We start from the raw sequence: 26,281 nt of genomic DNA on the forward strand, positions 1-26,281 counted from the left end.
AAGAATAGAATAAAAGCCAATTTTAAAGCGCCGGAGCGGAGGAAGCAGTGTTTTAGTGGTGTCAAAAAAGTCTTGCATCCAAAGGTCTTTGTTTTACTTCTTCTGGCTCTGGTGGCGCTTCCTTACGTGCATGCGCAATTTTCATCAGATGCGTACTCTATTCGAACCGTACATGTCTTTCCGTCAGTAGTTACGGGTGATGGTTGGAATAATCTTGAATCTATTACTTTCCAGAATCTTGAAGAATACGCTTTGTTTGATGAGTTTAATGACATCAATTCAGCGACCATGAATCTCAGCAGAGCTTCAATGTATCAGCGTGGGAAAGAGTACGTTGATTCGTCTATTGAAACAGTGGTCGATCAGAATTCAGATTTGAATGAAGTAGTAGATGATGTTGTGGTTCCATCTGCAGAATCAGTTGCTGGTGGTGAGCAAAGTGGCACATCAACACCTGGAATTGAGTCTGCCGAGATGTATGCTTCCACGAGTGCTAAAGCTGAGTCACAAGCTCCTACAGAAGCTGATATTTTGATAGTGCCAGAAACTAGCGTAGTAACAACAACTGATTCTGTCTCGACTGATCTCTCAACGACGACAGTGCTGAAAAAAGTAGAATCCGTATTTGCCTTAGCGGTTGAGGCAGTTACCGAATTCTTTGGTATGGAGACTGCAACTACAACAGTTGAGAAGGTTGTGTCCACGTCTACTCCAGAGCTTGATTTGGAGACATCTCCAACAAGTACTGACTCAGTCGTCTTTGGTGCGCAAAGTGAGATGGTGTCAACGAGTGCACTGTTATTAAGCGCAAGCACTTCAGTTGTCGCTGATGTTGTTGCAACATCAGCGACAACGACTGTGCAGAGTGAAGTGTCTGTGGAGACAGAGCCTGTTGATTTTGTAGAACCTTCTCAGAACACTGAGTCTGCATCTAGTACTCCGTGCGCTGAAAATTGTGGATCGTACGAGATAGCTCTTAATGATTTTGGTTATCCACTTGGTGAGCAGGTTGAGATAACTGGTGCTCAATTACGGCTATCATTTGCTGCACAAACTCGAACCACCAGAGATGCTATTCCTGAATTTTCTCTTGTATACAGTGTCGATGGTGAACAAACGTGGCTGGCAGCAGGAACTATTCTTATTGATGAGGAGGTTTCAAATAGTATCAACGGCGGTTTCTTCCTTTTTGCATTGCCTGAGGTCACTGATCAGGTCTCGCTTAATACCTTGTCGGTTAAGCTCAAGTACAATGACGATCCATACAATCTTTCTGGCCTGTTTGTCGAGAGTGTCTGGCTTGAGCTCTTTACGATTGAGCCCCCTGAAATGGAACCCCTTCAGGATGTTGCAGCTCTTTTGGCTGATGATGGCTACTCAGATGAGATGTTGAGCGGCGATATTTTACAGTTGCCAGATGGTGAGCATTTACGCTTTAAATTTACTGACGACAACACTGATGAGTCGTTGGTAATCAAGACAACTGAACGTACGTACGAAGGTTTTTCTGAGGTGGCAACCTATTTCAGTGTAACGAACACGAGCGACGAGGTTGATGACATTACGGTACAAGCGTACTTCCCAGATGGGGTTGGAGAAGTGGTGTCAATAGAAAAGTTTACACAAAATAAGCCTAGAGATGTTGTCGTTCCTGAGTATCGACCGTATGTGTATCACTGTGAAGCTGGCTGGGAATACGCTGGTGAAGTTACGGCGGAGAGTCTCGAGGAGTTGTCGCAGCAGCTTTCTTTGCCAAGAATTTCCGCTCCAGCAGAAATACTGGAAACCAGCACGTCGACTGCTTCTGATAATTCAGTAAATCAGGTTGAACAGGTGGCTACTTCGACTGAGGAGATAGAAGTTCCTACGGTAGAATTTGATCTTCCAGCATCATCTGCAACAACCACTGTGCTACGGCAACTGCCAGGTGTTTCTGCGCTATTGCAGTTTTCTACTACAACTTTGATCGACAATGACAACGAGTTGTCGGATGTAACAAGTTCGTCGTCAGAGGCTAATTCTGATGAAGCTAATCTTGGCGACGGTGAAGATCTGATTGAAGCATATGCTTGTCGAAACACAAATGTTGTGCGTAAGTGTGATGAGTTAGATGGTTCAAATACCGCATGTCGGGTGAATCAGGTAAAGGTGGCAGAATATGAGGTTGTGAAGTATGCGCCGGGTTGGGTGCAGACAGCTATAGCTGAAGGGGCAATGTCAGAGCCGGGATTCTTCAAAAGGGCGATTCAGTTTATTGGCTTTGGTCCTGATGTGAAGGAGGTTCCTGAGCAATTTGAAGTACGTACACATACGCCTGATACTCACACTATTCAGCCAGGTGAGACGCTGTACTTCAAGATGAATATTGCATTTCCACCGTTCTCTCGTGGTGAGTACTGGATTGAAGCTGTTGGTGATAGTGAGTATGGTCTACTTGACCCGTTCTGGTCTTCTGAGTGGTCATATCGAATGCCGATACGGGTTTCTAACCCTACAGGAAGCGATCAAACAGAGTACCAAGTCTTCTTTGAACTCGACAGCGCTTTAACGGATTTCTGGAGTAATGTAAACAGTGATGGTTCAGACATCCGATTCATCCAAGAGTTGCCAAGTGGCACATTTAGCAATGAAGGTACAGCTGTCAATAATTGGCTTGACTTTGATTTTACGCATCGCATTCCAATCGAAATTCCTGCTGGATCAGTTGATGCTGATCTAACTGATTTCCCAATTTCAATTGATTTGTCTTCGCTTGGGTCTGACTTTTGGACAAATGTTAAAAGCGATGGTGGTGATGTGCGCGTGTACACATCAGGAGGTACAGAAGTGGCCATTGACCTGGCACACTTCGATTCTGCGACTGAGCTGGGTGAGTTGCATTTCCTGGCGTCATCTGTGCCGGCCCAGTCTGCAACAACATATTACTTGTACTATGGAGATAGTACGTTGTCTGGATATGCTGACACGGACCCGCTTGGATCTCAGGCAGTATGGGTAAATTATAATGCGGTGTATCACTTTAATGATGATCCAACGACAGTTGGAAATATCATCGCCGACGAAACTGGTAATGGTAATGATTTAGAGGTGTTCAGTGCTGGTCTTGCCACAACTACAGGTCAGTTTGGTTTGGCTGTTGACCTTACCGGGACAGGGTCTGGATACCTTTCGAGTACTACTTGGTCATTCCCTGGTGGAGATCCGCTGATTGTAACAGGTTCGTACTACATGACTTCTGAGCAGAACGAAGGCCTGTTTCAGTGGGGTAATGGCGGTGCTGGAGATCAGATAGAGTTTAGACCATGGTACAACACAACCAATGGATTGTTCTACTTTGGTGTTACTGGTGGCGCTACATACAACACCTTACCGCAGGCGACGACATCCTGGCATGGCTTTGCGGTGATGGGTACAACCTCCGCTTCTGGGGAGAATATAGCGTTTGAAGACGGTAAGGAGGTGCTTCGTGTTGCTCAGACAATTGCTAACCCTTCCAACACGATCGGATTTGAAGTGGGTCGAGAAGGGGGTGGCTCAATCAATGCCTTTATTGATGAGCTTCGAGTTGCAACGAGTACCCGTTCAGAAGCTCGCATAAAAGCAGAATCAATCGCCCTTGAAGCTCCTGAGCAGTTGTACGTACTACAACCGATTCAGGTGCCTAATAATGCCGCCAACTTGTCATGGTATAGCACTAGTTGGGATGGTCGCATCAGATTATCGATTCCAGCAGCAAAGATCCAAGAGGATCTAACAGATTTCCCGGTGTATCTAGATCTTGGAACACTGGGTAGCTCATTCTTTACGAGTGTAGCAAGTGATGGTCGAGATATACGAGTGACTGAAGGTGATGGTGTGACTGAGGTGCCAATTGAAATAGTAGAGATTAATACAGGAGCAGGGACAGGTGAAATGTACTTTAAGGCTGACTTATCAACCTCAGGCGCCAATGATTTTTACGTCTACTTCGATAATTCTGACGTAAGTGCGTATGGTGATGATGATACCTACGGTGCGCACAACGTGTGGACCAACGGGTTCCAAGCTGTTTACCACCTTAGCGAAGACGCTAGTGGTACCGGTAATCCAGATGTGTACTTAGACTCAACAGCCAACGAATATCATGGTGATGACGAAAACTCATCAAATGGTAAGAGTGGACTTTTTGGGTCAGGTCAGGAGTTTGGCGACAGTCAAGTTGACTACATTAGTTTGCCATATCAAGTCATGGATGGACTCACTGATAATACTGTATCGTGGTGGCATATTTCTTCAACTTCTGGAGATCAGACGATTGTAAGCGGTGCGAATAGTACTCAATTCAATGAGTTCTGGGAACGTCTTGATAACAATACGACAATTGTTGTGTACTCACAGGGTGCTGGAGAGACATTTACTCTTGATAACCCATCCACTTACAACGATGACACTTGGCAGTTCTTCATGACCACATCACAGGATGATATTGACGAAATGAATCTCTATCGTAATGGTGTGCCCGATAATGAAAATCCAGACCCACAACCGATCGTTGCGCTCGATATCGAACCAGGTGGTCTGATCATTGGTCAAGATCAGGACGCCCTTGGCGGTAGCTTTAGTACAGCTGAGAACTTCGAAGGTATTTTGGACGAACTACGCTTTGCAAGTGTTGTTCGTAGTGAAGGTTGGGCTGCAGCTGTGTATGACAACATGGCTAATCAAAGCTCATTCATCTCGACCTCATCATCTGAAAGCCTCCAGGCCACTACTTTCGTTGAGTTAGATTATTGGTTGCAGTATTTTGACAGCACTGCTGATGAGGCTGACATCTGGGTTCAGGTTGAAGATTTGCCGGCTGACGAAGATGCAGTCATTTATCTTTACTACGGCAACGTAGGTGCCCCAAGTGTTAGTGATGAGCTAGCAACCTTCTCGTACAGCACTTCGACTGATCTGTACTACGTTGTAGATAATAGCGGTGTAACGCAGTTGTCGGTAACAAGCTTGATTGATGGTAACGAGGTGTCACTCGATGGCGCAGCCGCAATCGCTCTTGATCAAGGAGAGTCAACTACGTTTGGTTCAGTCTCAAACACGTCTGTGATTAGTGCGCTTGGTCCTATTTCAGGAACGCTCACTGGTTCTGGTAATGATAGCTCAGATAGTATTGCGCCTATTAGTTTTGCTACCACAACATTTGCGATTCCGCTTAACCGCTCAGCCAACCGTTGGTACATGCTGTCTCCGTACGCGAGCACGACAGTACGCACGTACATTGGTAATAGCGGAACAGCAAACCAAACATTTAACATCACTACAGGGGCTGGTGCTACTGCAACCACTGATCCAGCAGATTCGGGAACCGGGACGGACGGTAGTGGTGTTGTGATCGAGTCTACCAGTCCTATTTTGGTCTCTCACAGAAGTACCAATCCTGGTGATGGTATTGTTGCTTACCCACCAACAACAAGAGACATTTTCGGTGTCGATTCTCAGTATTTCCATCTATCTGCTACTGCTGATGATCCGGATCCAACAGTATATTGTTCAAATGGTTCTGGAGGAAGTCCTACAGGTACAACTCGGGGTGAGAAAGATGATATCACTCAGTGTACAACCGGTTCTGAAGGTACAGGTTCTGCTGTGCGTTTTGCTGGTGCAGCAACACCAATCGCAGCGGTACAGTTTGCAGACTCTGATGGTAATGAGGCTACAGCGTTTTGGGCGCAGCATGATTTTGGAACTCGCTATGCAATGACAAACGACAGTGCGTACGCAGCCGTTGTCTGTTCGCCCCGTTTTGCAAGTGTTGATCTTGAAGTAATTGACTCCTCTGGTAGTACGATCAGTTCTGGCACCTGCACGCCAGGAGCAAATGATCCTGGCAAGGCGTACTTCGGTACGGATGGTGACTCTGTTGTCTACACTGCTGGTCACCAGGTCATATCTACAAATGGTGTGCCATTCTACGTTACGTACGAGGATGTGTCAGTTGAGCAAGATGAAAAGAACATAATGGGTACTGTGCAAGGACGAAAAAGTAGTGGTGAGTTTGCTTCATATGTATTTGGTCCTCAAGAACTTGCTATAGATGCCGAGTGGGAGCAGTTATCCTTCATGTGGTATGAAAATACAGCTGCGGTAACCCCGACTACACCATGGCAAATTGGCACTGAAGGAGTGACTGAAGGTGTGGCTATTACTGGTGCAGGAGCTGTTGACAATGGAGATGTACTGCGATTGCGTCTAAATCTAGAGGCAAGTAATGCAACTGGTTCAGTAGATACGAATGCCTTTACGCTTCAGTATGCAGCTGCAGCAAGTGGGCAGTGTGATTTGGTGACAGCGTGGTTTGACCTTGGTGAGCAAGGGAGTACAACAGCCTCGTTTTCTGGCTACAATAACGCTGGGGTGGCGGATGGTGCTACACTCCCAAGCACGCTCCTGACCGACACAACTATCTCGGGTACGTACGAGGAGCGAAATTACTCAGATTTCTTGCCGAGTGACGTTCCGGTTGGTGATGTAGTCGAATATGATTGGGTGATTGAGGCAACAAACGTGAGTGTTAACACTAATTACTGCTTCCGTTTGACACGAGCTCAAGGATCTGCGCTTGAGATATACACGACGTATCCTGAGCTTGAAACAGTTGGTCCACCAAATGTTCCAACATTGCTTGTCTTTTTCGATAATGAACGCACAACCGTCTTAACTCCGGTGCTGGAGTTTACTACGGTTGACATTGCAGACGATGATATCAATTATCAAGTTCAGGTAGACGATGACTATGACTTCAGTTCAACTGTTATTGATAAGAATTCAGACGATAACTTTACTTTGTTTGAAAATATCAACACTCCTTCCGATAAAGCCCCGTTTACTTCTGGAGCACGAATTCGGTTTACGGCCCTCACCGCGCTTTCACCAACGACGACATACTACTGGCGTGTCCGTGCCGATGATCCAAATGGTTCTGCTACTTCTAGTGCGTGGTCAACACCGTTTAGCTTCACAACTGACACAACACTGACTGTTTCGGAGTGGTTCCAGACTACTGACGAGCAATTTAATACAAACACTAATAGTGGGGTGACTATTGGTAGCGATCAGGTTGCTGTAAGTGCTAGTCCAGGCACTGTTGTGAGTACTGCAATTGATTTCGACGACGCAACACTTGGTAATGCTTGGGGTGAGCTTGACTGGAATGACACTGAAACCAGTGGCTCCATCACGTATCAAATTGAGTACAACAACAATGGCAGTTGGACGCTAGTGCCTGATTCAGTATTACCTGACAATAGTACTGGTACTTCTACTGGGCCAATCAGCTTGCTAGACCTTGATACCAGCACATACAACGAAATTCGTGTAGTAGCCACTCTCACCGGCACGACTCTCTCAATACAAGATTGGGTGGTTCGATGGGGCTTGCGCGTAGAGACTCCGACCCAAGGTGATCCATTTGATAATCAGAAGGTTCCAACGACAACACCAGTGTTTGATTTTGTGTCGAGCGACCCGCAAGGTGATGATCTTGAGTATGAAATCTCATTTAGTACAGATATTGATTTTGTAGCAGCATCAACCACGTACAACTCTAGCACCAGTCCGCAGTTTGCTAATACTCTAGATGGTGGAGACACGTCTCCGTTTACTACTGATCAGACAATTACCTTCAGTACTCCATTTGGAACTCCGTTTACAAACGGTGCTACGTACTGGTGGCGCACTCGCGCTAAGGATCCAAATGGTGGTGATTCGTGGTCTCCATGGTCGCAACCTGATTCGTTCACGGTCGATACTGCGGTTACGCTTTCGACTTGGTACCAAACAACTCAGGCGCAGTTTGAGCAAGGGGAATTGACTGGGGTGGTTGCTTCAACGAGTGATTCAGTTGTTGTTAGTGGTGAAATTGGTGAGTACGGCACAGCAGTAGTTACAAATAACAATTGGCTCACCATTAACACCCTGCGCTCATACACTGATATGGTGGTGGTTGCTTCGGCTGAGTTTGACGGCTCTTCGCATGGCAATAGTCGTACGCCACGGATACGCAACAAAACAACTGATAGTTTTGAGATCAAGGTTGATGATTATACAGACGGCTTCACAGGCTCAACCATTGTCGACTACATAGTCATGGAAGCAGGAGATTGGACCATCGCAGATGGAGGTTCTGGTACCCGCGTACTGGCTGGTACAGAGGCTGATGTCTCCGACGTTCAGATCGATACATATAACGATACGACTGGTGTAACAATCAACTTCAGTCCAGCGTTCTCAACTCCGCCGGTGGTGCTCGCAACAGTCTCTAGTAACAACGACAGCAATTGGATTGCGACTCATGTGGACGGAGGAAGCACGCGTGATGGCGAGGTTACAGCATCAACTATGCGTCTCGCGCTCGCGGTAAGTCGCCATACTACGAGTGCACATTCGGGACCTGAAGACATTGACTACATAGTCATGGCGCCTCAGAACAACGGTACCAACAACAGTGTGCAATTTGAGGCGTTTAATTCAAACGACGCTGTTGACGACGTGCCAACCAATGGTGGCTACTCACAGACATTCCCGACTGCCTTTGCAAGCGCACCAGCTGTAACGGTCGTCCACAATAACGCAGAGGACGGTGGTAACGGAGGTTTCGCGCTTAAAGACACCTCTGGCACGCAGAACGGAACTTCAATCTTCATGAGTATTCTAGAAGATGGTGCGTCAGCTGATCAGCATACGCAGGAAGTTGTAAGTGTGATCGCTTTCCAGAATAGTTCTGGTCTTATTGATCGACATAATACTGGAGCACTGAGTGGCACGATCGCAGGTGAAGATATTATCTTTAGTGATGGAGCTGGCCCGAAGTTTGATAATTTCTCCTGGAGTAGCACCACGGCAGGTACAAGTGATCTTACAGTGCAGATACAATACCGAGTGAGTGAAGGCGTGTATGCGCTTGTCCCAGATTCTCAAATACCTGGCAACAGTAGCGGCATAAACAGTGGTCTAATTGACCTGACTAGTGTCGACATAAATACGTACCCAGTTATTCGGGCGTACGCAACGCTGACGTGTGGCGGGGGTGGTTGTCCGACTTTGGATGATTGGCAGCTCGAGTGGGGTGAAGGAGTCAATATGTCGGGCACAATCAAGGAGTATGATCGCATAACTAATGTTACGTCAGGTACGGTGCGTGCGGCAGTTAATGGATCGCTTGTTGCTGGCACCGGATCGATCAGCGCGGGAACGTGGACAATGAGTAATGTTACTGCCTTTGCAGGAGACATTGTGACGGTGTGGGTTGATGGTGCCGCAGAGGCTAATGAAGCTGTTGCCGCCTTTGTGTACGACGGAACTGGTGACATCACCGGAGTTGAGATGTTTGAACAACATCTCTCAATTTCAGCTGATGAAAATGGTACTACCACCAATGCGTTGCTCGGACTCAACGACAGTACCGCAATCGGTGATGAAGACATTTTCTACCAGGTTGACGGATTCAATAATCTCACTGTGTGTGGTCAAGGGACCTGTACTGATGCCAATTTGTATGTTGGCTCAGGTAACATTTACATTCCAAATAGTGCTGGAGGTGTTGTTACGAATACACATGATTTTGTAAATGATGGTTTTATTGAGCTTGATAGTAATACCTTCAATATTTCTGGTTCCTGGTACAACAACGCAACCTCATCAAATGATACTTCTACAATTAACCTCACTGCGTCTACCGGAACAGAAACCATCGTGAGCAGCGAAGATCCATTAGCCTTCCATAATCTAAGTTTTGGTAGTGGTGCGGGTGGTGCGACATTTACCATCGCTGCAGATCTAGATCTTTCAGGAAATCTTACAGTAGCGAGTGGTACATTGGCGCGTGATGGGTATGATTTCACCGTTGCTGGCAATATTACAAATGGAACTGGAGGATATTGGAGTGGTACGGGAACCACAACCTTTGACGGCTCTGGCAGCAAGACCTGGACCGATAACAATCCTGCTACTCAGAATATCGGTAATGTGGTCGTTGATGGGGCGAGCACCTTCCTAACGGTTACTACGGATGTGGCCGCATATGATGTCGTTATCGGTGCAAACGATACGTTAGCTGGTGGCAATAATACTATTTACGTCGGCGGTGACTGGGTCAATGCAGGTACGTTCAATGCTGAGTCAAGTACAGTTGAGGTAACAGTTGACGACCGTACGTACCCGCCGATTATCCCCGGTTCTGCGGACTGGTATGCAGATACAGCTTTCACTGACCGTATTCCGGTCGTGATTCAAGACAGTGAAGTGCCGGGCACGCTTACCAATTTCCCGGTGTACGTGGACCTTTCTCACTTAGGTGATGACTTCTGGAGCGATGTGCAAAGCGACGGTGACGATATCCGTATTACTAGAAGTGATGGTCAGACTGAGTTGCCGTACGAGATAGTGTCGTTTGACCCGACAAACAAAACTGGTGAATTGCACTTCTTGGCTAACTCTATCAGTGGTACAGCGACTACAACGTTCTACCTGTATTACAACAATCCAAGCGCGAGTGGTTACCTTGTCTCTGGCACATACGGACGAAACGCGGTTTGGTCTGAGTACACTGCTGTGTACCACATGCATGATGATCCAACGACCATCGGTAATCAAGTGACCGACGCTACTGGTAATGGGTATGATTTGCTTGTGGAGACAGAAGCTCTGGCTACTTCGACTGGACAGCTTGGTTACGGTATCTCGTTAGTAGGGGTAAGCGGTTTGCTGCGTGCGTCTGACTTCCAGTGGACAACAGGTAGTCCACTTACAACGTCTGGCTGGTACAAGATGCCTGCTGCCTCAGGTGAAGCTATCTGGCAGTTTGGTACCGGCGCAGATCCAGATCAGCTGTTCTTCCGCCCATGGTACGCCACCAACAATGGTGAGTTTGATTTTGGTAACACTACTGGTGATACATACACATTCTCGCCGCGTGATACCTCTAACTGGAACCATTTCTTCACACTAGGTGCGACTTCTACCAGTGACTTTAACTATGTCTATCACGACAATATTCTTCGAGAGTCACAGGCTCAGACTGTGGCTAATCCTGGTAATACAAACGGAACTGGTTTGCAGATCGGTCGACAAGGAACCACAGGCTCACTCGAGGCTGAAATTGATGAATTGCGTTTTGCCGCCCTGCTTCGCGACACGGATTGGATGACTGCTGAGTACAACAACCAGTACACGCCGCAAAATTTCTATGCGACGAGTTCGATTGAATCATATGTTGCAGATCTGGTTATCGATGAAGCAACTCACAATATTACTGCAGGAGGCTCAGCTTTCAATCACATTACATTTGACGATGCTACGACCACTCCTGCGTTCACTGAAGCATCGGTGGTGGTGAATGGGGACTTCACAGTGGCGACTGGTACCGTAACATTGCCAAATAGTAAGCTGACTGTTGGTGGTTCATTCATCAACAATTCATACTTCATGCACAATAATGCCGAAGTTGAGTTCATAAGTAACGGCGCTGCTACGATCACATTGAACGGAACGCAGTTCTTCAACGCTCTGTATGATGTGACATTCGACGGATCAGGTACATTTACTTTCACTGACGCGAACGCAACAACAAGCGGTGATCTGATCATCGATGACGGTACTGTTGTTTTCCCATCAGGCACTCTCAGTATAGGGGGCACACTACAGAACACCGGCGGGTCATTTAATGCAAACGGAGGCTTGGTAGTATTTGCGTCACTTGAAAATGAGAGTGTGATGACTGGTGGTTCATCATTTGCAGATGTGTCCTTTGGACAGAGTGGTGTTAGTGCGGGGTGGTACGATCCAGCATGGGATAATAGAATCTACATTCAGATCGCATCAACGTCAGTTCCGGGAGCTCTGTCTAACTTCCCAGTGTATGTTGATCTTGGATCTCTTGGAGCAACGTTCTGGTCGGCAGTTGCTTCAGACGGTGCTGACATTCGAGTTACAACAGCTGACGGTAGTACAGAAGTGCCAGTTGAAGTCGTTGAGATCGATCCAGGCACCAAAACTGGCGAATTGCACTTCTTGGCACCATTACTATCAGGTATCGCTGATACAAGTTTTTATCTATACTTTGGGAACACCTCGGCTGAACTGCCCGCTGCAAACAGCGTGTACGGTTCAGAAAATGTGTGGGTTGGATATGAAGCGGTATACCACTTCAATGAAGATCCAACATTTGGTGTAACTGACGTCACTGGCAACGGTAAAGACTTGGCGCCAACAGTCGGTACGCCGTCGACTACGGCTGGTTTACTGGGCGTAGCTCTCGATACTACAGCTACAAACGTTATGATGGAAGATTCTGACTGGGCCTGGCAATCTGGAGATGACCTTATTTCATCAGGTCTCTACTTCCAGAACAACTTTGACACAGGAGCATTGTGGGAATTTGGTACTTCATGTGCCACAGATGATTGTTTGGCGTTTCGACCTTGGTATGACAATGCGACACGAGGGTATCACAACTTTGGTGAAACGACGGGAACTGACTACAACTTCACACGAGACAATTCCGTATGGCACCACTTTACGACTATTGGCCGTGCTGCCAATGGTGAGTCGGTAGAGATTTATGAAGATGCCGTGCAGCGAGATGTGTACACGCAGTCAGGATCAGGAGAAAACCCCTCACAGACCGGTCTCCAGATTGGACGCTTTACTACTAACACATACATGGATATTGATATCGATGAGCTGCGTTTTGCAACAACGGTACCAAGCTCTGTCTGGATCGAGACTGAGTACAACAACTTGACCGATGTGGCTAATTTTTACAGCACATCGTCACAAGCGTATTTGGAAGTAGTGCCGTCATTTACTCTTAGTGAGTCTATTACTGATGTCAATGGTGATGTCTCGATCTACTTCTCAAATTTGGTGGCACCAAGCAATAATTTTACCATTGGTGGCTCCGCTCAGAATACTGGTGGATCGTATGATCCAAATAATGCGACGACAACATTCGACAGTAATGACACTGGCGAGACTTTTGATTTTGGGGATGTTTCTTTTTACAACCTTGCGTTTGACGGAGTTGGTGGCGGTTGGACTGTTTCGACAACGACAGTTCTAGCGAATCTTACCCTTGCAAATGGTGCTAGCTATACTCAGGCAACCAACACAACAATGGCAGTAGGTGGTATCTTCTCAAATCAATTTGCAGCTGCTGCAACAGATTGGACTCAAAGTACGCTGGCTCTGTCAGGTGGGGATTATACAGTAACAGGACGGCTAGATTCTGGTGACAGTTACGCAACAGTTATCGTGTTGGGTGATACTGATATTGTCATCTGGAATTCAAGTATTGCGACAACATCAGTCCGCGATACTTCATCAATTTACCTTCCAGATTACAATAACAGCGATGGGGTGTTGAGAATTTATGGTGACTATATCCGCACTAGCGGCAGTGAGTATTGGTCGTATGCGACTGACTTTGATGGTACTGATCTCACTGGAGGTGGTGAGCGACAAGTAACCGTCCAGCTTGGTCATGGTGCAAGTGTGCAAATGGCAACGGGAACCACGTTGGGTGTGATCGGTGCAAGCGGTGCTACCACTTCGGTCTCTGCGATCTCCGGAATATACTCACTGTCTGTTAATGCTGGTACAGTTGCTGTTGACTATGCTTCATTCCAAAATACCGGCAAAATTGGCTTGGCACTTACGGGCGGAACATCAGTCTCTACCCTGACGCGTGCTGCATTTTCAGTTGCTGGCGGTCGCTCAGGTATCACTGTAGATGCAGATACGGTTAATGCGCAGCCGTCATCTGAGTTCGGAAGCGTGTACTTCGCAACTTCTTCTGCAAACAGTATTTACGAGCCAGCTTGGAATGATCAAGTAGTTGTTACTGTGCCGTCAGGGGTGGTTAGTGAGACAATGACTGAGTTCCCGTTGTATGTTGATCTTTCAACTTTGGGTGCTGGTTTCTGGGCGGGAGTTCAGTCTGACGGTCGAGACATTCGTGTGACCACTGATGCGGGAGTTGAGTTGCCAATCGACCTAGTTGAAATTGATAGCGCTGCACAGACTGGTGAATTGCACTTCTTAGCACCAGAACTATCGACTGTTAATGACACAGCATTCTACATCCACTTTGATAATCCTGCCGCAACAGCATATGGTGCAGATGATGAATATGGCGCAAATGCTGTATGGGTAAATTACGAAGCGGTGTACCACTTTGATGAAGATCCATCAATTCAGATTACTGATATGACAGGGAATGAACGCAACCTATTTCCAACTGTTGGTGCTGCGGCTACAACGTCTGGCCAGATAGGTACGGCGATCGATATGACAGCAGGAAATGTTACGTTGCAAAGTATTGGCTGGACGTGGCCAGCTGGTCAAGATCTAATTTCTTCAGGTTTGTACTTCCAGTCAGCGGCTGATACAGGAGCATTGTGGGAATTTGGAACTAGTTGTGTTGCTGATACCTGTATTGCGTTCCTACCGTGGTACACCGGTACTACTGGGTATAACCGCTTTGGTGAACTGACTGGTAGCGACTATGCCTTTGCTCGCAACAATACCATCTGGCATCATTTCACGACAATTGGCCGGTCTGCAGATACAGAGTCTGTTGATATTTATGAGGACAACATATTGCGCGATACGTATCCGCAGACCGCTAGTGGTGAAAATCCTTCACAGACCGGTCTCCAGATCGGTCGGTATACAGGTGGTACATACATGGATATCGATATCGACGAATTGCGCTTTACAACATCTGAACCATCGACTGCGCGCATTGATGCTGAGTACAATAACCTTTTGACACCTAGCGCTTTCTATGCGACCAGTGCCGCGCAGACATTCCAGTACAACGTTTCAGTCGATGGCGTTCCTTCTACTTTTTGGCTTTTCTCAAATGGTTCAGGCAATTTATACGGTGAAGCATTTGATAATGATGATGGAGATCCGGGTTCGATTCAGTGGGATGATAGTAACTTCGCAATTACGATCTCAGGTATCGTGTTCCAAGATGATGGCGTGACTCCAGAAACGTACCCAGTATGTAACGGTTCTACCGAAGTTGTAACTGTTGTGCTTGATGGTACTGATACATACACTGCACCATGTGATCCGTTTGATGGTAGTTATGCTGTTACTGGTATCACGTATACTGGTGAGCCTGAGATAGTTACGTATCTTGAAAGTAGCGCTGCAACGCCGCAGGTCAATGTGTCAATTTACGATGAGACTACTGGTACTGGCACAGTGGGGGGCGGTGTAATGACAGTGAGTCGGCCAAGTGTAGTTGATGGGTCGGTGTTGGTGCTGATTGCCGGTAAAGATGATGATCCGACTATCACTGAGCCAGCCGGTTGGACCGCAATCGATACCTTGGGTAATACTACGGGTGATCAAATTGATACCGGTGCCTGGTACAGAGTGGTAGCTGATGCAAGTACGGAACCCGCCACATACGATTTTACTGCTGATAACGGTGAGGGATTTAGTTATTGGATGGGTTCATTAATAAATGTTGATACAAGCACACCGATTGATGTGGCGAGTACCTGGACGAAGTTACAGAATCAATATGCAGCAGTTTCTCCAGAAGTGACCACGGTTACCAATGGTGCCTTAGTACTTTCTGCTTGGTATACCTATCGTGATACCGAAACTGTGCCACCAGTTTATGCATGGGAGAGTCGAGCTGACAATTTGGTAGGTCCTGAAACGAACAACTTGAGCGTTGCATCGCTTGCGATGCCAACTGCTGGGGCAACTGGTGATGCAACCACCACAGGTATCATTGCAAGTCGTGAGACACATGTAGGTCAGTTTGTGTTCCGTCCTGCGGCAAGTCCAACAGGCAGTAGTTCGGCAATTGCGGCAGCAGTCACAAAGACACCGCTTGGTAATAGTGGTTCTCCGTATGGCGTGGTGATGTTGCGAGACCAGGCAAATGATTACGGCACTGTTGCTGCAGCAGCTGATATTGTTGTACCAAGTCCACATGTTGAAAATGGTGATGTGCTAGTGGTGGTGATTGGTAAGGAAGACGACTTCAATATTACAGCGCCATCTGGTTGGGTGCTTGGTTCTGAACGAATCGAGGCTACCGGTAATGATATGTACACTGCAATCTGGTATCACGTAGTGACCAATGCTGGATTAGAGCCGTCGACTTACAACTTTACGAGTAATGATACTAGTGTTGAGGAGTACTCATACTGGATCGGGTCATTTGATGGGGTAGATACGACAAATATTTTTGATGTTTCTCCGTCATGGAGTAATCTCCAAAACGATTCTTCACCTGCTGCACCGGCAGTTACCACCGTGACGGATGGAGCCTATGTGCTTGCTGCGTGGTACGTCATTGATGATTCAAACTTGGATATGCCAGGCACTCCTTGGGACACGCTTGTTCAGGACGCTGTCACTAATAATCGCCTCTTGGCTCTGGCAGGCCGCTCAATGCCATCATACGGCAATACCGGCGCAGCTGTGATTACCGGTGGTAGCACTGACGACGTGAATACTGGACAGTTTGCACTTCGTCCTGCTGCCATATCAGTCCCGAGTGAAATCGCTGATATGGATCTGTACGAGAATCGAGTTATCGTGCGTCATGAAGATTCAGCACCGCTTACTATTGCTGACATGGTGATCTTTGATAACAGTGATGATGTTGATCTCCCATTTAGTGCTACTGCCGGATCTCCTGATGACCTCGCTATACTGCCAGGCAGTGGTCTTTACGTGTGGAACAATAAAGAATTCGCTCCATACGGAACAATTGATCTCCAGGGTAACGGTACCACTACGGCTGATGGCTCATTGGCAATCGGTGCGGGGGCGACCTTCACCAGTTCAAGTACCCATAGCATTACTATCGGCGGCTCATTCCATGGTGAGACAGGTGCTACCTTTACTGGTGCTTCAAGTTTGGTGACCTTCACATCGACCTCAACTGGACAAACTATAACCTCGTCTGCAAGTTCTACCTTTACTTTTTACGATCTTGCGTTCACGGGAACTGGAGGTGAGTGGCGCGTATTGACTCCTATCACAGCCCAGACTGACATTCTTGTGGCTGATGGTACGCTTTCCGGTATTGCAAATGTAACAGTTACTAATGGTTCTCTCTACGGTGATGGTCTTGTTGATATGACCGGAGGCACGACAAGAATCAATAATACAAACACACTAGGTGGTTCTAACGAATGGAATTTCTATAACCTAACGCTCGGTAGTGGCTCTGTTGCCGGTGTTACTACTCGCGCCTCAAATGCGACAACTACAGTACGTAACATTCTTACGATTTCTACGGCGCACTTCCTTGATGCTTTTGGTTCTGTGTGGGATATTCAAGGAAACGGCAACACGTTTGTTGAGAGTGGAACCTTCCTCGAAGGAACGAGTACCATTCGATATAGTGGTGCGACACCAAATGTCTTGCGTACTACATATAGAAACTTAGTCATTGATACTGAAAGTGGCGGTAGTGTCACTGCGGCTGCGCCTAGTACTGGATTACAGGTCTTGGGCAATCTAACCGTTGGTGCGCTTGGTACTTCGACTCTTAATCTAAACACCAATGACCCTGTAACTGCTGTTGGTGGATCGGTGCATATTGGCACGCTTGGCTCACTGCTTGGAAGTAACTCAGCACTTTTGACTGTGCTCGGTAACTGGGATAACGACGGAACCTTTACTGCGAATGGTGGAACAGTCCAGTTCTCTAAGTCTGGTGGTAGCGCATCGGTTGCTGCGGGCGGATCATCATTTGCAAATGTCAATGTTCTTGGTACTGCGACATACACCTTTACAGAGAGTGCTACTGCAACAGCGAGTTTCACATTGAATACTGGCTCATTTACTTTAGCGAGCGGGGAGGCTTTGGCGGTTGGTGGCTCGTTCACGAACAGCATGTCAGACACAAACACAACCTGGACCAACACAACTTTGAGTTTATACAGTGGAACGGCATATGTAATAAATAGTAAGTCTACAGGCGATGCGTATGAGAATGTAGTTGTATCAAATAATACGCATCCTCGATTCTGGAATTCGACCACTACCGCAGTTACCACAGCAGCTGGAAGTTCGCTATATTCAATGGATCATCAAGGTGTTGACGGATACTTGTATATTTATGGTGATCTGATGAGTGACACATACGACGATCATTGGAGCTACGCGACAGACTTTGATGGAACTGCACTTGGCGGTTCGTCACGTCAGGCGGTTGTAGAGATCGAGAGCGGAGGTTCGGTTTTGTACACAAGTGGTTCGCTTTCTGTCATTGGCGCTGATACAGCTTCAACAACCATCTCAGCAACGAGCGGAACCTACGAAATGACACTTGCAGGTGACACTGATGTGGTAATGAATTACTACGTGGTGCGAGACACTACGAGCGATGGTCTCATCTTCACCGGTGTGCCGAATGTTTCGGATCTGTCATATGGTGATTTTGAAGTGGCGATTGCAGGCGGCTCGACCATGACAGTGGGTGGCATGGTAATCGACGTAAATCCAGCACAAGAATACAACTACATCAGTATGGCAACTACGACAGCGATAAGTGCCTTCAACGTAACTGCAACTGGAACCAGTGCGAGTGCGTGGCGTTATGTGAACATATACGGGAACCTTGGCGGTGAAGCAAAAGATGTTGATCCGGGGGGAGATCCTGGCTACATCACTTGGCAAGATTCAGCTGCTATTATCAACATCTCTGGTACTGTCTACAGTGATGAAGGTTCATCACCAATGGGTGCGACGGTTTGTGATAGTTCTACAAATAGTATTCGCCTCAGCGTGAATGGTTCAACCTTCTACGACACGACATGTGCTATTGGTACGGGTGTGTATTCATTTACAGGTGTTAGTTATGGCTTGGGCAATACGTTGACTGTGTATATTAATGGAGAGGCTGAAAAGGCTACAACCATCACTCAAGATCCGATTTCTTCAATTAACAATTTTGATTTGTATGAAGATCGAGTCATCATTAAGCATGAAGCTGCGGCTCCGATGACAGTGGCTGATATGGGCACATGGGATAGTGACGATGACCCCGATGTACTATTCGATGTTGAGACAGCGGGCGGCGACTCTTTGACACTCCCATCAGATACAAAATTGATCGTATGGAACAATAAGCAATTTGATCCAAATGGCGACGTCACTATCTCTGGAGGTGGTGCTGGAGGAGCGCATGATGGAACGTTTGAGCTTCGAACGGGCGCAACCTTTAGTGGCGGCTCTGGCGAGGTGTACACGATCGGTGGAAGTCTCATTTCTGGATCAAGTGCAGTCTTTAATCCAGGACAGTCAACCACCACGTTCACAACATCGGGTGCAGCAAGAACTATCGATACAAACGAAAGTGGATTCTACAATCTTGAGCTTAACGGTAGTGGTAGCTGGACAGTTTCAGACACAAACCTTTCAGTTGCAGGTGATTATGTGCAGTCAACTGGATCAATTACTTTGCCGGCTGCGACAACCACCATCGGCGGATCTTTCACAGTTAGTGGCGGTACATTCGACGCAAATAGCGGCGTTCTTGCGTTCACAGCGAGTGACGCAGGGAATGATGTCTCCTTTAATGGATCAGATGCTGCAACTGTGTTCTTTGCTGGAGCAGGTAGTTGGTCGATGTCAGATGTGAGAGCAACAACAACGGCTGACTTTATTGTAGCAAACGGTACAGTGACACTCCCAGGTGGAACGATAACTGTTGATGGAAATTTTGTGGTGCTCGATACGGTGCTGCACAACAACGGTCTGGTGAAGCTTATCGATACGGCTGGTAGCTCAATCCTTACACTTAGCGGCAGTGATCTGTATAGCGTTGATGTTCAGGCGGGTGGTGGTGACTACACTTTGTCTGATGCGTCAGCGGCACTTCTTGGTGATCTGACAATCACTTCAGGCACTTTCACTGCTGGTGCTGGCACGCTGTCTGTTGCTGGTTCCTTTGACACGAGTGCTGCAGTGTTTGCACACAATAATGGTACCGTCTTGTTCAACTCAAGTGATACTGGAGAAACGGTCGATCTGGGTGACAATGCTCTCTATAATGCAACCTTCGGTAGTCTAGCTGGTGGCTGGACAGTGTTGAGTAATGCAACGACCACACGTAACTTTGCACTCACTGGAGCGACTTCGTTCACCATGAGTTCAGGAACTCGCTTGTACGTTGGTGGAGTCTTCACCAATCTCGTTGGTGGTAGTGCGACTGACTGGCAAGGTACACGCATAGTACTTGACGGAGCCAATGAGTACGAAATTGGTGGTAAACTGATCAGTACTGAGCAATACAATATTCTTGAGATTGGTGCAAACAGTGATATTAGTACTTGGAACACTGCTGCGACCGCGACCGTAGTTGCTGCGACCGCCTCATGGTATTCGCAAGATCATGCTGGTACTGATGGTGCGTTAAACATTTATGGTGATTATCACATTGCCACTACGACTGAATACTGGAACTACTCGACAGATTTTGATGGAACTGCTCTTGGTGGTTCGTCACGACAGGCTATGGTTTCAATTGCGGGCGGTGCAGCAGTGACTCTCGATGGTGGTGTGCTCAATATGCTTGGCGGCTCAGGTGCAACGACATCAGTAACTAATCAGGGTTCTGGTACGTACACCTTTAGTGCGACAGATGGTATCTTGAATGCTGATACCTACTCCTTCCGAAATCTCGATGCAGCTGGTCTGCAGTTGCTCGGCACGCTAATGATCACTTCTTTGGATGATGGTGATTTTGAACAGGCAGCAAACGGCGGGACATTAATTACACTAGCGTCGACGACGTTGGACACAAACGCGTCACTACTCATTACAGATACTCGATTTGCGACTGGTGGCTTCACTCCTGGGGCTAACGTCACACTTGACGCAACAACCACAAACAGTTGGAGCTTTACAGGATCTCTGGGTGATCTCTGGGGTGAGGCATATGACGTTGATGGAAGCGATGATTGTAGTTCGGTGCGTTGGGACGATAGTCAGTGTCTCCTCACTGAACAAACTACGTACCGCTGGAGAAATGATGATGGCGGGGAAGGAGCTGTTTCGAGTACTTGGTTCAACACCAGTTGGAGTAAGCGGCAACGAGTTCGTGTCATTAACTCTGACGCAACACCGTACACAGACGTCGCAGTTAAGTTGACAGTGCCGTACGATGCCGACATGCAAACTGACTTCGATGATCTTCGCTTTACTGACGCATCAGGCACAACTTCAATTGAATACTGGAAGGAGCGCTACAATACTGGCTCGGAAGCTACAGTGTGGATTAAGGTGCCAACACTTGCTGCTGATGCAGTAACAGAGATTTACATGTACTACGGTAATGTGTCTGCTACATCAAGTAGTGATGCGAGCAATACCTTTGATGTGTACGATGACTTTGAGGACAATGACATCAGTGAATATTCAGGTGATACACACTTGTTCAATACGGCTGGCACCTTTGCTTACGGTGGAGGATATGGACTTGATACTGCCGGGAATGAGAGCGCTAAAGCGACTGATGGTATTGCTCGTACCGACGTAACTGTTTCGCAAGGGCAGATCATCAGATACATGCAGTATGTCGATACTACAGCCGGTAGTGGTGATGAGGTGTGTACCATGTTCGCGGTGCAGTCTCCAGTGACCAATAACAACAACTATGCTGTTTGTCTTGAACAATTTGGAACAGATCGAATCTCTTTGGTAAAGGATGTGCAGAACACAGATTCAACAGGTACGCTACTTGATACTGCTAATGCGACATTTAGTACCGGTTGGTATGAAGTTGAAATTGACTGGCAAACTGACGATACCATTGATGTTGCGCTCTATACGGCTGCAGGAAGTTTGGTAGCCACTACTTCAGCCACTGACAGTACGTATTCATCAGGAGGTATTGGATTCACCTTCTGGTTCCAAAATGGTGGCTGGGATAGTGTCGTCGCATGGCCGCGGACAGATTCTGTACCGGTGGTGTACTTTGGTGACGAGCAAGTAACAGGCGGTGCAACATGGGCTGCTGCTCAAGATACTGCGCTGAGTGGACTGGCCTTTAATGAAACAGCACGCTTGCGTATCGGTATTGAAAATACAGGTCTCGATATTGAGAATCAAAACTTCAGACTTGAGTTCGCTCCTCGCCTCGCTGCTCCGAGCTGTCAGGCTGTCTCAGGTGGTTCGTTTACGGCGGTGCCGGTTGCTGCTAGTTGTGGCACTTCAGCAATCTGTATGACCACTTCTGCGAGTACTACAAATGGCGATCCGACAACGGATCATTTGGTGACAGCAGCTGGTGATTTTGTGGCTGGTGAAATTGTGGCAAATACCAGTAATCAGACCAGCAATCTTGATCTCATTCAGAATCGGTACACTGAAGTTGAATATGCTATTGCTCTGACGGTGAACGCAACCAATGACGCATACTGTTTCCGAGTAACTGATGGAGGTGCAACCTTGGACTCCTACGCGAAGCTTCCTGAGTTAACGCTCGCATTTGACCCATCGTTGGATACTGTTAGCCTTAACAGTGGTCTTGATATCACATTGACACCAGGAGCAACCACGACAGTTGTAGCCTCCACCACAGTTACTGACCTAAATGGTGTTGCTGATTTGTACCTCGCAACCACAACCTTCTACAAGACCTCTGTTGGTGCGTCCTGTACACCAGATAACAATGATTGTTATGTTGCTACCAGTACCTGTAGCTTTAGTAGCTGCACAGCAACTACGTGTACGCTGTCGTGTAGCGCTGATTTCCAATTCCACGCAGATCCAACTGATAATGATGGTGGCGAGGAATGGTTTGCTTTTATGGAAGTAAGCGATCTTGGAGGAGGTGTTGACTTTGACACATCTATTGGCGTGGAACTACTGACTCTACGGGCACTTGAAGTCCAGAGTGCAATCAACTATGGAACTGTAGATATAAATCAAAATACCGGAGCATTTAATCCTTCTGTTTCACTTCTGAATCTTGGAAATGAGGCGATTGATGTTGAGATTGCTGGTACTGATATGACCGATGGTGTCGCATCGATTATCCCAGCTGCTCAGCAATTGTATGCAACGTCCACGTTTAACTATGAATCCTGTACTAGCTGTTCAGCTCTGAGTGTAGTTGGTAGTGATCTTGAGGTAGATCTGAATAAGCCACTCGTCGATAGTCCGCTTATTAGTGATGATGTCTACTGGGGAGTAGAGGTGCCATTCGGAGTTGCAAGTAACCCACATAGTGGCGTCAACACTTTTACAGCAATCTCAGATTAGTAACATGAGTGCTCATTTGTTTCAAAAACTACATGTTACACTGACAGGAATGAAGGCCCCTGTAGCTTTATTGATATGCAGTTTACTCTTGTTTTCCTCTAGTGTTCACCTTGCTGTGGCTCAATCGAGTGACAAAGAGGCTCCAGGCATTACAAATGTAGAAGTCTCTCAAGTTTCTGAAACATCTGTGACGATCACCTGGGAGACAGACGAGGATGCTGACTCTGCAGTGAACTACGGCTTGCAGCCAGACTACGGTATTGTGCGTATTCCAGTTGCTGAGCGTACCTCTCACTCGATCACACTCGATAATCTCGAGCCAGGTCGCGTGTATTACTTCCGCGTGGTCTCAGCAGATGATAACGGCAACCAAGGCATCTCTGCTGATTACCGAGTGCAGACCTCAGGTACGCCACAGACTGGTGACGGTACCGGTACTGGCGAAGGCAATTCACCGGCGCAAGGCGACGGCGCAGGACAACAAGCGGGTGATAGTGATAGTTCCCAAACAGAATCGCAGACCCAAAGCACAACGCAAAGCCAGACCCAGAGTCAGACCACTGAGCAGGTAATGGAACAGATCCAACAGATCACTGACCCTGAAGTGCTACAGGAGATCGTGAACGAAACTGTCAAGGCGATCCAAGGTATTACCGAAGACCTTACCATTGTTGGTCCGCCAACAGTTATTCCTGAAACTACCACAGCAATTGTGCGCTGGACCACGGATCGTGAAGCGTCCTCAGAGGTGCTTTTCTCACCAACAAAGGGCTTTGATGGGACAAATTATGCATACTCACAGAGGTCTACAGCTGGTAATACAACTGATCACGAAGTGCAGCTTATTGGTCTCGATCCGTTTACCGAGTACAGCTTTAAGGTGCTTTCTACTGACACATACGGTATTGAGGGTGCTAGTCGCAACTTTACCTTTAAGACCAAGGCCACAGCTCCAGATATTCGCAATCTTCGGGTGGTTAAGGTGGAAGAAAACTCTGCGACACTCGCGTGGGACACAAACGTTCCAGCAAAGGCTCTGGTAGAGTATCAAGATCAAACCACCGGTGAGCAGCAGTCTGTCGGTCGTCCGACCTTGGCTACGACTCACCAGATGCGCCTTTCTGATCTTACATTGGGCACTCGATACGTGGCCTTTGTAACTGCAGAAAACTCAGGTGGTGACCGCGTGCGTAGTCAGCCAATTCAGTTCATTACCGTCCGCGACGTGGTAGCTCCGATCATCACCAATGTAACAAACGAATCCACGCTCTTTCCGGGTGATGAATCACGAATTCAGACCATTGTTGAGTGGAACACAGACGAACCCTCGTACTGTCTAATGACATACAACGAAAGCGGTGCATTGGCTGAAGAGGCAGTTACAATTGAAAAAGAGCAAATAGAGTACAAGACCAGCCATGTTGAAGTGGTAGTTGATTTTGCGCCAGCGACGGTGTATCAGTTTTTCCTTGTGTGTGCAGATGAAGCTGGTAACGACATAAAGTCAGAAAATTATGTACTCTTCACACCGATCCAGGAGAAAAACATCATTGACTTGATCATCGAGAACTTTGAATCAACCTTTGGTTGGGTAAAGAATATCGGCGCGTAGGCTAGTGTGGACGACTCGCTGGTAGAAGTCATACTAATGATGCGATAATACAAACATGGCAAAACCGCTCATTGTAGCTAGGGATCTTTCGATTATTTACAACAAGGGTAAGTCGAATGAATTTAAAGCCCTCCAGGGTGTGAACACTGATATCTACGAAGGTGAGTACATTATTCTCTTCGGTCCGTCTGGTTGTGGGAAATCTACCCTCATGTATTCGATCCAAGGTTCTCTACCGCCGGGAGAAGGAACCTTGCTTATCAAGGGTGATGATGTGTACTCGTACCCGCCGGCCGAGCGTGTCTACTTCCAGCGTTACGTGATGGGTATTATTTTCCAGCAGTTCAACCTCATCATGTCACTCTCAGTGCTCGACAATGTAGCGCTTCCAATGATCTTTTGTAATGAAGATAAGCAGACCCGTAACCGTCGCGCGCAATCACTCCTTGATCGATTTGGCGTAGGTCACGTGTCACACAAGATCCCAGCAATGCTTTCTGGAGGTCAGCAACAGCGTGTGTCTGTGTCACGCTCCATGGTGAATGACCCGAAGATCCTTTTGGCCGACGAACCAACCGGTAACCTTGACTCCGTTTCGACACAGCAGGTAATGGACAAGATCGATGAGATCAACACGTTTGACCGCCGTACCATTATCATGGTGTCCCACAACGCTGCTCACCTGAGCTATGCGCACCGGGTGTACTACCTCAAGGACGGACGTATTTTGCGCGAGGTGGTCAATCCACAGCGTAAGCAGATAAAGCCTGTCCGAGAAGGGGAGACGATCGTGACTGAGCTTGAGCAGCTTGCACGTCTGTATCCGTATGACTCTGTAGACACTTGGCGAGTAAAAAGTATGGTCAATTACCTGACTCAGGACTACACATTTGATCAGTTGCAGCGTCTTGAACGAGCAACGAGTTTGTTTATTCAAGGCAAGATCGATCGAGACTCATTCATCAAAGCACTGATACTTCCACTCGAGCGTGGTGGGGTAGAGGTGAGTGAGACAGAAGCACGCCGTATGGCAAGTGTCACTGAGCGCATGCTCGATCAGGCGGCTGATATCAAGCGATATCGAGCTAGAAAGGATAATGACAATGTGTTCTTTAGTCAGCATAAGCTGGCTGAGCGTATGCGGGATCATCTGATGCATGAATATCGGATTAAGCTTACCAAAGAGCAAAATAACAACATGACTGAACTGATCGCTGACCGCGTAACAGGGGTAACTGAAGCGGCAGAGATGAACGAACGTATGACGAAGGGCATACGCTCTGGTGGTTTGGCTTTGAGTGAGAAGGAGGCAGACGACCTCTCGCGACATTTTGAAAAGATCGTTGCTCAAGGAGTAGACGTAAGTTACAAAAAATAGAT

General features: G+C 47.2%; 3 protein-coding genes. All 3 read left to right on the forward strand.

The features are described from left to right. The first annotated feature begins 72 nt into the window (after positions 1–72). The 3 genes from H6786_00940 (at position 73) to H6786_00950 (ending at position 26,279) form a co-directional block, all read left to right on the forward strand. A complete protein-coding gene (locus tag H6786_00940) occupies positions 73–23,289 on the forward strand; it encodes a DUF2341 domain-containing protein (protein ID MCB9815936.1) in 23,217 nt (7,738 codons plus the stop codon). Between the two features lie 115 nt (positions 23,290–23,404). After that, a complete protein-coding gene (locus tag H6786_00945) occupies positions 23,405–24,901 on the forward strand; it encodes a fibronectin type III domain-containing protein (GenBank protein ID MCB9815937.1) in 1,497 nt (498 codons plus the stop codon). Between the two features lie 55 nt (positions 24,902–24,956). After that, entirely contained in the window at positions 24,957–26,279 is a 1,323-nt protein-coding gene (locus H6786_00950) for an ABC transporter ATP-binding protein (protein MCB9815938.1), read from the forward strand. The last annotated feature ends 2 nt before the right edge of the window (positions 26,280–26,281 follow it).

It is taken from the genome of Candidatus Nomurabacteria bacterium (assembly GCA_020632075.1).
Lineage (GTDB): Bacteria > Patescibacteriota > Minisyncoccia > Phycocordibacterales > UBA918 > OLB19.